This is a genomic window from Actinomycetospora callitridis, from assembly GCF_028737265.1.
Classification (GTDB): domain Bacteria; phylum Actinomycetota; class Actinomycetes; order Mycobacteriales; family Pseudonocardiaceae; genus Actinomycetospora; species Actinomycetospora callitridis.
In genome coordinates this window covers 129,143-141,480 of record NZ_JAQZAK010000009.1, presented here as the reverse complement: position 1 = coordinate 141,480, position 12,338 = coordinate 129,143, and the positions used below count along the sequence as shown (strand labels likewise).

Here is a 12,338-nt window from a genome sequence, read left to right as displayed (position 1 = left end):
CCTACTCGGCGGCGTTCGGGTAGCGCTCGTTGAACTCGGCGAGGTGCTGTGACTTGCACATGTGCATCTCGCGGGCCGTCGTCGACTGGGCCATGCACTGGTCGAGGGTCAGGCCGTCGCCGAAGCCCCCGGTGCCGAACAGCGTCGGCCACACGATGACGGCTCCCACGACCAGCCCGACCAGCCCGGCGACGAGCCCACCGAGCGACGAGGCGCCGTCCGTGGCGAGGTTCCGGAACGCGCGGCGGGCGCCGAGGAACCCGGCCACCACCGCGGGCAGGCCGAGCACGACCCCGGCCCAGCCGGTCCAGCACGTCGCCGCGGCGAGCAGGCCGAGCACCAGCGCCGGCGTACCCATGCCGTTGCGCTGCGCCGGCGGCTCGACGTCCTCCTCCTCGCGGGCCCGGGTGCTGGGCCGGCGGGGGGCGGGGGTCCGCTGGGGCGCCTCCTGCGGTGGCGGGCCCGGTGTCGCCCGCATCGTCTCCGTGCGGGCCTCGGCGTCGGAGCCGTCCGAGCCGTCCGAGCCGTCGGGGCCGTCACGTCCCGGCCCGGTCGGCCGTAGCCCGACCAGGCGGCGCGGGGACCCGTGCGACGCGGTCATCGCCCGGATCGTCCCACGCCGTGTCGTGATCTTGGTGTGAGCCTCACCAGCCGCGCGTGGCGAGCCGCTCGTGCTCGGGCATGTCGGCGGTGGTGCGCCCGACCATCGCCTCGCCGAGCCCGGCCGAGACCTTCGCGATCACGTCGGGGTCGTCGTGGAAGGTCGTCGCCCGCACGATCGCCTCGGCGCGCCGCGCGGGGTCACCGGACTTGAAGATGCCCGAGCCGACGAACACGCCCTCGGCCCCGAGCTGCATCATCATCGCCGCGTCGGCCGGGGTCGCGATGCCGCCGGCGGTGAACAGCACGACGGGCAGGCGGCCGGACTCGGCCACCTCCTGCACCAGCGCCACCGGCGCCCGCAGCTCCTTCGCCGCGGCGTAGAGCTCCTGCGGGTCCATCCGCGACAGCGCCCGGATCTCGGAGCGGATCGCCCGCATGTGCCGCGTCGCCTCGACGACGTTGCCGGTGCCGGCCTCGCCCTTCGAGCGGATCATCGCCGCGCCCTCGCCGAGACGCCGCAGGGCCTCGCCGAGGTTGGTCGCGCCGCAGACGAAGGGGACGGTGAACGCCCACTTGTCGATGTGGTGGGCCTCGTCGGCCGGGGTGAGCACCTCGGACTCGTCGACGTAGTCCACGCCGAGCGACTGCAGCACCTGGGCCTCGACGAAGTGCCCGATGCGGGCCTTGGCCATCACCGGGATCGAGACGGACTCGACGATGCCGCGCACCATGTCGGGGTCCGACATGCGGGCCACGCCGCCGTCGGCGCGGATGTCGGCCGGCACGCGCTCGAGCGCCATGACGGCCACGGCGCCCGCGTCCTCGGCGATCTTCGCCTGCTCGGGCGTGACCACGTCCATGATCACGCCGCCCTTGAGCATGTCCGCGAGGCCGCGCTTGACCCCTCCGGTGCCTACGGCGGTGGCGGGTTCGGGCCTGGTCACGTGGGTCCTCCGGGGATTCCGACGACGGTGCGGGACGTGGACGCGATGGTACGGCCGTCCTGGGGGTGCCCGTCGTGATGCGGTGCACGCTCAGCGCAGCCCGTCGAGCATCCCCGCGAGCTCCGCCCAGACCGCGTCGAGCTGGTCCGGCTCGTCGGCGAGCCACAGGGCCGCCTCGTTCATCGCGCCGTTCAGCAGGTGGGCCAGGGGTGCCACGGGCCGCGGGGCGATCACCCCGCGGGCGGTGAGCGCCTCGAGCGCCTCGACGAGGTGCCGGCCCGACGTGGCCTCGTCGAGCGCGCGCCACCGCGTCCACCCCAGCACGGCCGGCCCGTCGACGAGGGCGATCCGGGCCACCGACGGGTCGGTGCTCGCGACGAGGAACGCCCGGCTCCCCGCGAGGAACCGGTCCCACGGGTCCTCGTGGGCCTCGGCGGCGAGGACGACGGCGTCGGCCACCTCGGCGGCGACCTCGCCCAGCACCACCTCGAACAGCTCGGCCTTGCCCTCGAACTGGTGGTAGAGCGCGCCCTTGGTCACGCCGGCCGCCCCGACGAGCTCCGCGAGCCCGACGTCCGCGTAGCCGCGGGCGGCGAACAGCTCGCGGGCCCGGTCGACGAGCGCGCGCCGTGTCCGCGCCCGCTGCTCCTCCCGCACCCCGGCCACGTGGTTCCCCTCTCCGAACTTGACGTACCGATGGTACGTCAGACACTCTTCGCGTACCAACGGTACGTCAAGGGAGCGCGCATGGAACCGACCGGCTTCTACCCCGTCCTCGCCGTGGCCGACGTCGCGGCGTCGACGGAGTTCTGGGTCGAGCACTTCGGCTTCGAGGTGGTGTTCGCCGTCGACTGGTACGTGAGCCTGCGCCGCGGCGCCCACGAGCTGGCGTTCGTCGACGCCGCGCACCCGACGGTGCCCGCCGGGTTCCGCACCACCGCGCGGGGTCTGCTGCTCAACGTCGAGGTGCCCGACGTCGACGCCGAGTACGAGCGCCTCGTCCGCGGCGCCGGCCTGCGCCCCGAGCTGGACCTGCGCACCGAGGAGTTCGGTCAGCGCCACTTCATCGTCGTCGACCCGGCGGGCGTGCTCGTCGACGTGATCACCGAGGTGCCGGTCGGCGCGGACTACGTGGACGCCGTCCGGGTCTAGTGGATCGCGAGCGGGACCCCGCCAGGCTCGAGGGCCCGGGGGTCCGCGAGCAGGTCGGGGAGCTGGTGGGGGTGGACGACGTCGAGCGTCACGGCCAGCTCGGCCGGGGTCCACCAGCGGTGCCCGCGGACCGTCCGGGCCTCGTGCTCGGTGAAGGCGCTGGTGTCGATGTCGCCGGTCGGCACGTGCACGGCGTGGAAGAGCTCGCGGCCGGCGTAGGTCATGCCGTCGGCCTCGAAGACCACCTGGCGGACCCAGAGCGGGCCCTGGACGGCGGCCGGGTCGACGTCGAGCCCGGTCTCCTCGCCCACGGTCCGCACGGCGGCCTTCACCGGCTCCTCCCCCGGCTCGACGCCCCCGCCGGGGGCGAACCAGAACGCCTCGGCCGGACGCGCCGGGTCGATGCCCTGGAAGAGGAGCACGCGGCCGTCGCCGTCGACGACGATCACCCGGACCGCGTCCTGGGCGGTCCGCATCGCCGGCGGCGTCGCGGTGCCGCCGTCCGGTCCCGGCTCGGCGATCTCGAAGTAGCGCGGTGCCGGCGCGGTACCGGCCAGGTGCAGCCAGCGCACCATCCGCCGCCCGCGCAGGGCGCGCGTGTCGCGCACCGCGTCGTTGTGCACCCGACGGGCGACCGAGACGCGGACGTGCGCGTCGGCCAGCTCGGCGGCGAGGTCGGCGGGCAGCGCGGCGGTGTCGAGGGCACCGAGGGCCCGGGTCAGGTCGCTCTCGGCCGCCTCGCGCTCCGCGTCGAGCCCGCCGTCGGAGGCCGCCCGCGTCGCGGCGACGGCCCGGGCGGCCGCGCGCAGGGCCCGGCGGTCCGGGTCGGTGAGCGCCACCGGCCCGGCGGTGGCGGCGATCGCCCGCACCACGGCGGCCCGCCGGTCGAGCACGGCCGCGAGCGCCGCCGCGGCGGCGTCGGTGCGCACGTGCAGCCGGTCCAGCCGGCGCGCCCGGGCCACGAGCACCCCGGCCGTCACGACGACCACGAGGAGGACCGCGAGGACGACGAGGACCACCACCACGCCGGTGGCACCGAGGAGGGTCACGACGACGACGGTAGTTCGGCCTCCGCGCCGGACTGCGCCCGGGCACCGAGCCGGCCGCCGGGGACGACCCGGCGCGGATCGGCGGCCACGGCGACCTCGTACACCCGCAGGACGGCGGCCGCGACCACCGACCAGTCGAACGCCGCGACCCGCGCGCTGCCCGCCGCGCGCAGGGCGTCGCGGCGCGCCGGGTCGTCGAGCAGGGCGCCGAGGGCGGCGCTCCAGGCGTCGACGTCGCCGGAGGGCACGACCACGCCCGCGGGGGGCTCGCCGAGCACGCGACGGAAGGCCTCGATGTCGCTCGCGACCACCGGGGCCCCGGCCGCCATGCCCTCGGCCAGGACGACCCCGAAGCTCTCGCCGCCCGTGTTGGGCATCGCGAGCAGGTCGACCGAGGCGAGCATCGACGTCTTCGTCGCCTCGTCGACCGCACCGAGCAGCTCGATGCGGTCGGCGAGCTCCGGACCCGCCTGCCGGCGCAGCTCGTCCTCGTCGCCGCGCCCGACCACCATGAGCCGCAGGTCCGGGCGCCGTCCGGCCAGCGGGCGCAGGGCGTCGAGCAGCAGGGGCATCCCCTTGCGCGGCTCGGTGTAGCGGCCGACGAAGCCGACGGTCGCGCCGTTGCCGTGTGCCGCGTACCCGGGCAGCGGGGGCGCATCGGCGAACGCCGCGACGTCGACGCCGTTGGGGATCTCGACCGCGTCGCCGCCGAGGTGCTCGACGTAGACCTGGCGCGCCAGCGGCGACACCGCGATCCGCGCCGTGACCCGCTCGAGCAGCGGGCGCAGCAGGGGCTCGAAGAAGGTCATGGTGCGCGAGCGCGGCGTCGACGTGTGGAAGGTGGCGACGACCGGACCCTCGGCGACCATCAGCGCGAGGAACGACAGGCTCGGCGCGGTGGGCTCGTGGACGTGCAGGACGTCGAAGTCCCCCTCGCGCAGCCAGCGGCGCACCCGCGCCAGCGATACCGGCCCGAACGTCAGCCGGGCGACCGAGCCGTTGTACGGGATGCCCAGCGACTTCCCGGCGCGCGTGACCCCGTCGGGCACCGGGGTGTCCGACCCCGCGGGCGCCAGCACGTCGACGTGGTGCCCGAGACCGGTCAGCGCCCGCGCGAGGTCGAGGACGTGGGCCTGGACCCCGCCGGCCACGTCCAGCGAGTACGGACACACGATCCCGATGCGCATCAGGGAACCGAGCCTACTGGGGCCCTCGCGTCGGTCCTCTGCCGCCGCATCAGCGGGGGTTCCACGTCAGCCCGGATCCGCCCTCGAGCCCCACGCACGACGGGCACGTTCCGCAGGCGACGCCCCCCGATGATCATGCGCGACGTGCCCCTCGCCGACCCGTTGTCACCGCGACCGGGGAGTTCCGACGCATAGAAGCAGCGAACAGCGCGTTCGCTGCGGATCGGAGTCCGGCCGCCGGCGCGGAGCCCGGTCGCGGCGGGAGGAGAACGCGCACGGCCGACCCGGGCCGCAGGGGCGGCCCGGGTCGGCGAGGCAGCGCGGAGGGTCCGCGCCCCGGCGGGACCGGAGCTCGGCGAGCAGGGCGATCCGGTCGGAGCCCTCGTCGAGGACGAGGCGCACGCGGCGGCAGGGCAGGTCGATCAGGAGATCCATCTCCCGATCGTCCTGCCCCGGGCCACCGGATTCGGGCTACTGCGCTCTGACTACTGCGGAGCCACCATGTCCTCGAGCTCCTTGCCCTTGGTCTCCTGCACGTACTTGCTGACGAACAGGAACGACAGGAGGGCGAAGAGCGCGTAGAGCCCGTAGGCCAGCGTCAGGCCGATGTCGGCGAGGGACTGGAACGTGACCGTGATGAGGAAGTTCGCGATCCACTGCGCGGCGGCGGCCACGGACAGCGCGGCGGCACGCAGCCAGTTCGGGAACATCTCACCGAGCAGCACCCAGACCACCGGACCCCACGAGACCGCGAACGCGACCACGTAGAGGTTCGCCGCGACCAGCGCGATCGGGCCCCACGGGCCGGGCAGGCTCGGCTCCTCGGAGCCGTCCGCGCCGACGGTGATGATCGCCTGCGAGAACGCGACGGCCATGATCCCCAGCGTCACGACCATGCCGGCCGAGCCGCCGAGCAGCATCGGCTTCCGGCCGACCCGGTCGACGATGAGGATCGCGACGACGGTCGCGAGCACGTTGACCAGCGAGTTGATGACCGACGCGAGGAACGAGTCGCTCTCGGAGAACCCGACGGCCTGCCAGAGCGTCGTCGAGTAGTAGAAGATCACGTTGATGCCGACGAACTGCTGGAAGACCGACAGCAGGATGCCGACCCAGACGATCGGGCGCAGCCCCGCCGCGTGCCCGCGCAGGTCGCGCAGGCTGGGCTTCTCCTCGCGCTCCAGCGTCACGGCGATCTCGCGGACCTTGGCCTGGACCGACTCGACCGGCTGTCCCAGCACCTGGGCGAGGACCCGGCCGGCCTCCTCCATGCGTCCCTTGGCCACGAGGTAGCGCGGCGACTCGGGGATCCGCAGGGCGAGGATCGCGTAGATGACCGACGGGATGATCCCGACGAGGAACATCCAGCGCCACGCCGGGAGGCCCAGCCAGAACGTCTCGGCGGCGCCGCCGGCGATGCCCGCCAGCAGGGCGTCGGAGAGCAGGGCGACGAAGATGCCGAGCACGATGGCCATCTGCTGCAGCGAGGCGAGCCGCCCGCGGATGTGGGCGGGCGCGATCTCGGCGATGTAGGCGGGGGCGATCACCGAGGCGATGCCGATGCCGACACCGGCGAGGATGCGCCAGATGATGAGGTCCCAGACGGCGAACGCCAGACCGGACCCGATGGAGCTGATCGCGAACAGCGCGGCGGCGATGAGCATGACGCGTACGCGGCCGTACCTGTCGGCGGCGGGGCCGGCGAACCAGGCACCGGCGGCCGAGCCGAGCAGGGCGCACGCCACGGCGAAGCCGGACAGCAGCGGGCTGTCCTGCAGGCCGAACTGGTCGTTCAGGGCGTCGACGGCGCCGTTGATGACGCTGGAGTCGAAGCCGAAGAGGAAGCCGCCGACGGCGGCGACGATGGAGATGAGGATCGCCTTGGCGGTCGTCTTCTCCCGCGAGCCGGGTGACCCCGGCCCTGATCCTGACGCTGACCCGGAATCTGTGCTCATCGGTCGCTCCCCGGAACGGATGTGTCGTCATTAGTCCGGGCGAGGTCGGCGGCACCGACCATCCCGGATTCCCAACCCAGCTCGGCGAGCCGCACCTCGGCGACGGGACGGTGCCCGCGTCCGGTGAGGTTCCCCCGGAACATCGCCTCGACCCGCTCGCGCAGCAGGTCCCCGGCGGCGGAGACGCCACCGCCGAGGACGAAGAGCGTCGGGTCGAGCACGGCGGCGAGCTGGGCCAGGCCCAGCCCGATCCAGCGGCCGATCTCGTCGAAGCAGTGCAGGCCTCCGACGTCACCCTGCTGGGCGCAGGCCGTCACCATCTCGCCGGTGATGGCCTCCGGGTCCCCCCCCGGCCATCGCGAGCAGCCCGGACGCGAACGCCGGCGAGTGCCGCGCGATCTCCCGGGCCTCGGTGACCAGCGCCCGCCCGGAGCCGTACTGCTCCCAGCAGCCCTGCAGCCCGCAGCCGCAGCGGCGGCCGTACGGGACCATCGTGATGTGGCCGATCTCCGCGGCCACCCCGTAGCCGCCGCGCAGCAACCGGCCCGACGAGATCAGGCCGCCGCCGATCCCGGTGCCGATGGTGATCGCGACGAGGTCGTCGTGGTCGCGGCCCGCGCCGAAGCGCGACTCGGCCCAGGCGACGGCGTTGGCGTCGTTCTCCACCACCACCGGCACCCCGAGCTGCGAGGTGAGCTCGGCCTTCAGGTCCTCGTCGCGCCAGGCCAGGTTCGGCGCGAAGAGGACCTTCGCCCGGCCCGCGTCGACGAACCCCGCGGCGCCGATGCCGACGGCGTCGACCTGGTGGTGGCTGTTGAGCTCGCGCACGGCGTCGGCGATGGCCTCGAGCACCAGGTGGGTGTCGGTGGCCGGGGTCTCGCGTCGGGTCGACGCGATGAGTTTGCCGGCCTCGTCGACCACGCCCGCCGCGATCTTGGTGCCGCCGACGTCGACGCCGACGGTGAGCCCGCTCATGACGTCGTCACCAGCTCGCCCCGCCGGAGTGCGGACAGGTCGATCTCACCCATGTCGGTGACGACGACGTCGGCGCCCTCGGCCGCGAGCGCGTCGACGTCGTCGGCGCGCGAGACCCCGAGCGCCCCGAACCCGCCGGCCTTCGCGGCCTGGATGCCGTTGACGGCGTCCTCGGCGACGAACGCGGCCGCGGGCTCGACGCCGAGCTCCCGCGCGGCGGTCAGGAAGATCTCGGGGTCCGGCTTGCCGTGCTCGAAGTCGCGGCCCGAGACGTCGACGTCGAACACCTGGTGCAGGTTGCCCGTGCCGCCGAAGCGGGACAGGTCGATCTTCTCGAGGAACATCTTGGCGTTCTTCGACGACGACGCCGCCGCGACCGGGATGCCCGCGTTGCGGACGGCGAGCACGAAACGCACGGCGTCGTCGTAGGCCGAGAACCGGCCCTCCGAGATCAGCCGGATGATCATCTCCTGCTTGTGCTCGCCGTACTCCTGCACGCGGCGGTCGATGTCGGGCACGCCGAAGTACTCGAGCGCCGCCGTCGCCCCGGCCGTGCGGGGCTTGCCCGACATGCGCTCGTGGTAGAGCGCGGGCGTGAACTTCTCGGGCGAGTAGCTCGTCTGCCCGACGATGTCGGCCCACGGGCCCGCCATGAGCTCGCGCAGCGACTCGCGCCAGGCCTCCTCGTGGGGGGAGTCGACGAGGACGCCGTCCACGTCGAAGATCGCTCCGCTGAATCCGGACCGTTCGGTGCCGCTCATGCGCCGTTCCCTCCGTGGTCGTGGCCGCCGTCGGAGGTACCGGTGACGGTCGTGCTCGAGGCCTGCGGGGTGCCGTCCGTGACGGCGGGGGTGGGTGTCGCCGCCCCGGAGGACGTCGGAGCGCTGGTTGCCGCGCCGCCGGACTGGTGCGCGCCGCTCCCGACCGCGTTGCGGGGGGCGATGCGTCCCTCGCCGTCGAGCGGCACCGTCCACTCCTGCCCGGCGCCGAGCTCGCGGACCTCGCCGCCGAGCCCGATGCGCACCGGGTGGCTGAAGCCCTCGGACTGCACGGCGACGGTGAGCTCCCCGGCGCCCACCGAGACCCGCAGCGTCGTGCCCTGGAAGACCAGCGAGAGCGCGAGGCCGTCGAGGCGCAGGGTGAGCCGCGGGTCGAAGGTCAGCACGCCGTCGCGGGCGCCAGCACCGAGGTAGGCCCGCTGGAGGAGGTCGAGGGTCCCCGACATCACCCCCATGTGGATGCCCTCCTTGGTGGTGCCGCCCTGCACGTCGCCGATGTCGGACTCGACGGCGACGAGGAAGCGCTCCCAGGAGCTCTCGGGGTCGATCCCGGCGAGCACCGCGGCGTGCGCGACGAGCGAGAGCGTCGAGCCGTGCGAGGTGCGCCGGTCGTAGTAGGCGATGGTGCGCCGCGCGAGGTCCTTGTCGTCGGCGATCGTGTCGTAGCCGAGGCGGGAGAAGATCTCGCGTAGCTCGCCGTCGCCGAACAGGAAGAACAGCATGACCGCGTCGGCCTGCTTGGCGAGCTTGTAGTGGTCGGGGTCGTCACCCTCGGCCTTGAGGATGCGGTCCATCCGCTGGATGTTCTTGTGCCTGGCCCGGTAGGCGTCCCAGTCGAGCTCGGCGAGGTCGGCGTAGCCCTCGAACTGCGTGATCACCGGGTGGCCGTCGTCGTCGCGGTGGGTCGGCACCGTCATCGACGTGCACATCTCCGACCAGCGCGCGATCTCGTCGTCGGTGATCCCGAGCCGGCTGCGCAGGGCGCGGCGGCGGCTCTTGGGCAACAGGGCCAGCACCTTCGGCGCGGTCGCGCAGATCCAGGCGACCATGACGTTGGTGTAGGCGTTGTTGCGCAGCCCGCCGTCGGTGGCGCCGGGGTAGCGCTCGTGGAACTCGTCGGGGCCCATCACCCCGTGGATCTCCCAGCGGCCCGTGTTCGGGTTGCGGTGCGCGATCGACGCCCAGAACCGGGCGATCTCGAGCATCAGCTCGGCGCCGTAGTCGCGCAGGAACTCCAGGTCGTCGGTGGCCTGGTAGTACTGCCAGACGTTGTAGAAGATCGCCGCGTTGACGTGCCGCTGGTTGTGCGAGTGGTCGGGGTCCCACTGCCCGGACAGCGGGTTGAGGTGGACGACCTGCGTCTCCTCGGTGCCGTCGCTGCCCGACTGCCACGGGAACATCGCGCCCTTGTAGCCGGCCTCCTCCGCCGCCGCGCGGGCCTCGGCGAGGCGCCGGTAGCGGTACATCAGCAGCCCGCGAGTGATCTCCGGGAGCCGGTAGTTGAGGAACGGATAGACGTAGAGCTCGTCCCAGAACACGTGCCCGCGGTAGGCCTCGCCGTTGAGCCCGCGGGCCGGGACGCCGGCGTCGTGGCGGGCCGTGTGCCGCGAGCAGACCTGCAGCACGTGGGCCATGTGGAAGCGCAGGAGCAGCTGGATGGTCGGCTCGCGCGGCAGCTCGATGTCGCAGACGTCCCAGTACTCCTCCCAGGCGTCGACGTGCTCGGCGAAGCAGCCCGCGAAGTCCGGGTAGCGCTCGACGTGCCGGCCGGCGGCGGTGAGGGTCTCGGTGATCGCGTTGTCGTGGCTGGTGAAGAACGCGACGATCTTCTCCACCCGGACGGTCTCGCCCTCGGTGATGTCGAGGTCGAGCACCTGCTGGATGTAGTCGTTCATCTGGTGCAACGTGCGGGCCGGCTCGACCTTCTCCCAGCCGCGCCCGCGCCCGCGGTAGATCCGGGTGCGCGCGGCCTCGGAGACGTAGAGGTTCGACTGGCGGGTGCGCACCTTGAGCGCGATGACCTCGGGCCCGAACGTGCGGGGGGTGACCGGGTCGAGGTGGCGCCCCTCGAGGTCGCGGTAGCGCGCGACCATGGTGTTGTCGACGCGGCCGTCGATCGCCGAGACGATGCCGATGCGCCCCGACCAGTTCTCGGCGGTGAGCGTCCACTCCATCGCCGCCTGGTGGCTGTGGGCCATCGAGACGAACCGGCGGCTGCGCAGGGTGGTCTCGCGGCCGTTGCGGTCGCGGAACCGGAACACCCGGCCGACCGTCGCCGTGCGCACGTCGTAGGTGTGCGTGTACTCGAGCACCTCGACGTTGGAGAGGTTGATCGCCTCCTCGCCCTCGATGCGCAGCTTGAGGACGAGCCAGTTGGGGAGGTTGACGAGGTCCTCGTTGAGGACCGGGCGGCCGCCGAGGATCGTGGTCTCGCGGTTGAAGCCGCCGTGCGCGTAGGTGCCCGCGTAGTGCACCGGGGCGTCGGTGTCCTCCCACTCCGCGGCACCGCGGGTGCAGAAGTAGCCGTTGCCGGTGCTGGTCAGGGCCTCGCGCAGACCCTCGTCGTCGGGTTCGACGCCGGTCCAGGTGATCGTGAAGTCGTCGGCGACCGCCCCGCCGGGTAGGACCTCGCCGGTCGGGGTCGTGCGGGCGCTCCCCGTGGTCTCGGTGGTCGAGGGCGTCTGGTCGGTCGTGGTCACGATCGTCTCCGTACTCCGGGAGCGGGCAGCGGGGTGATCATCGGGATCGTCTCGCTCATCGGGCTCATCGGCTCATCGGGCTCATCGGGCCAGGCCGTCGAGGAAGCGGCCGACCTCGTCGACCGTGGCGAGGGCGGCGGTCGCCGACGTGTCACGGGACGGGGCGTCCTCCGGGTCGATCACGAGGATGCCGACGCCCGCCGGGCGCCCGGCGTCGGCGCGGGCGACGAGCGCGCGGAAGGCGTCCTCGTCGGTGACGTCGTCGCCGAGGTAGATCGGGACGACGTCGGGGTGGTCGAGATCCAGGACGTCCAGGAGGTGCTCGACGGCCTTGCCCTTGTTCCAGTCGATCTTCGGCTGGATCTCGTGGACGAACTTGCCGGGCGTCACCCGCAGCTCGCCCGGGTGCTCGGCCAGCACGGCCTCGACCAGTGCGGCGACCCGCGGGCGGTCGGCGTCGGCGACGTGGCGGTCGTGCAGCGCCACCGACGCGTGCTTGGGCTCCACGAGGGTCCCCGGGATGTCGCCCGCCGCGGCGCGGACCCGCTCGGTGACCTCGGCGACGAGGCCCTCCCAGCCCTGGGACGCCTCGTGGACGATCGGCCCGCGGGCCGGGTCGTAGATGTCGAAGCCGTGGCTGCCGGCGACGATCAGGTCGTCGACGCCCATCAGCTCGGACACCACCGCCCGGTCCCGTCCGGACACCACGCACACCGGGCAGCGCTGCGCGAGCGCCCGCACGATGTCGCGCATGTCGTCGCTCATGATCGCGTCCTCGGGACGCGGCACGATCGGCGTCAGCACGCCGTCGTAGTCGAGGAAGACCGCGGGTCGGCGACCGTCCAGGCGCTCGGCCACCTCGGGGGCGTCCAGCGCGTGCGGCAACTGATCTGCCGTCGTGGTCACGGGGGGCACCGTCACCAGGGGCCTCCGCATCTCCGGGCGCCGTTGTCATGTGATGCGAACCACAAGGCTAGGGCGGCGTCCATGACGTC

The 12,338-nt window shown here is 73.3% G+C and carries 12 protein-coding genes; 1 reads left to right on the top strand and 11 read right to left on the bottom strand.

Annotated elements, in window-relative coordinates; all coding sequences use genetic code 11:
- Position 1: 1 nt before the first annotated feature.
- The 3 genes from PH191_RS23825 to PH191_RS23815 all read right to left on the bottom strand — a co-directional run bounded on the left by PH191_RS23825 (position 2) and on the right by PH191_RS23815 (position 2,213).
- Positions 2-601: a hypothetical protein gene (locus PH191_RS23825; protein ID WP_274197115.1), complete on the bottom strand. Its 600-nt coding sequence runs from the start codon at positions 599-601 to the stop codon at positions 2-4.
- A gap of 43 nt (positions 602-644) precedes the next feature.
- Positions 645-1,547, bottom strand: coding sequence for a pyridoxal 5'-phosphate synthase lyase subunit PdxS (pdxS, locus tag PH191_RS23820; RefSeq protein ID WP_274197114.1), 903 nt, complete (start codon positions 1,545-1,547; stop codon positions 645-647).
- 90 nt (positions 1,548-1,637) lie between these two features.
- Positions 1,638-2,213, bottom strand: a complete 576-nt coding sequence (locus tag PH191_RS23815; RefSeq protein ID WP_274197113.1) for a TetR/AcrR family transcriptional regulator — start codon at positions 2,211-2,213, stop codon at positions 1,638-1,640.
- Positions 2,214-2,294: 81 nt separating this feature from the next.
- On the opposite strand from PH191_RS23815, the gene PH191_RS23810 reads away from it, so the two are divergent.
- Positions 2,295-2,699 carry a VOC family protein gene (locus PH191_RS23810; protein ID WP_274197112.1) on the top strand — a complete coding sequence of 135 codons (405 nt, stop codon included), beginning with the start codon at positions 2,295-2,297 and terminating at the stop codon, positions 2,697-2,699.
- On the opposite strand, the gene PH191_RS23805 is transcribed toward PH191_RS23810, so the two are convergent.
- The 8 genes from PH191_RS23805 to otsB form a co-directional block, all read right to left on the bottom strand.
- Positions 2,696-3,748: an NUDIX hydrolase gene (locus tag PH191_RS23805; RefSeq protein WP_274197111.1), complete on the bottom strand. Its 1,053-nt coding sequence runs from the start codon at positions 3,746-3,748 to the stop codon at positions 2,696-2,698. The two genes, PH191_RS23810 and PH191_RS23805, sit on opposite strands and share 4 nt — an antisense overlap.
- The gene (locus PH191_RS23800; RefSeq protein ID WP_274197110.1) at positions 3,745-4,935 is read right to left on the bottom strand and encodes a glycosyltransferase family 4 protein; all 1,191 of its coding nucleotides are present in this window, start codon (positions 4,933-4,935) and stop codon (positions 3,745-3,747) included. The genes PH191_RS23805 and PH191_RS23800 overlap by 4 nt, the downstream gene beginning before the upstream one ends.
- Positions 4,936-5,420: 485 nt before the next feature.
- On the bottom strand, positions 5,421-6,890 hold the full coding sequence (locus PH191_RS23795) for a sugar porter family MFS transporter (protein ID WP_274197109.1): 1,470 nt from the start codon (positions 6,888-6,890) through the stop codon (positions 5,421-5,423).
- Positions 6,887-7,210, bottom strand: coding sequence for an ROK family protein (locus tag PH191_RS23790; protein WP_274197108.1), 324 nt, complete (start codon positions 7,208-7,210; stop codon positions 6,887-6,889). Before PH191_RS23790 ends, PH191_RS23795 begins: the two co-directional genes overlap by 4 nt.
- Positions 7,182-7,865 carry an ROK family protein gene (locus PH191_RS23785; RefSeq protein ID WP_274197107.1) on the bottom strand — a complete coding sequence of 228 codons (684 nt, stop codon included), beginning with the start codon at positions 7,863-7,865 and terminating at the stop codon, positions 7,182-7,184. Before PH191_RS23785 ends, PH191_RS23790 begins: the two co-directional genes overlap by 29 nt.
- Positions 7,862-8,626 (bottom strand): HAD family hydrolase, encoded by a 765-nt coding sequence (locus PH191_RS23780; RefSeq protein WP_274197106.1) that lies wholly within the window; start codon positions 8,624-8,626, stop codon positions 7,862-7,864. Before PH191_RS23780 ends, PH191_RS23785 begins: the two co-directional genes overlap by 4 nt.
- Positions 8,623-11,343, bottom strand: coding sequence for a glycoside hydrolase family 65 protein (locus PH191_RS23775; RefSeq protein WP_274197105.1), 2,721 nt, complete (start codon positions 11,341-11,343; stop codon positions 8,623-8,625). Before PH191_RS23775 ends, PH191_RS23780 begins: the two co-directional genes overlap by 4 nt.
- A gap of 81 nt (positions 11,344-11,424) precedes the next feature.
- Complete coding sequence (gene otsB / locus PH191_RS23770; RefSeq protein WP_274197104.1) at positions 11,425-12,249, bottom strand: trehalose-phosphatase; 825 nt, start codon at positions 12,247-12,249, stop codon at positions 11,425-11,427.
- Between the last annotated feature and the right edge of the window lie 89 nt (positions 12,250-12,338).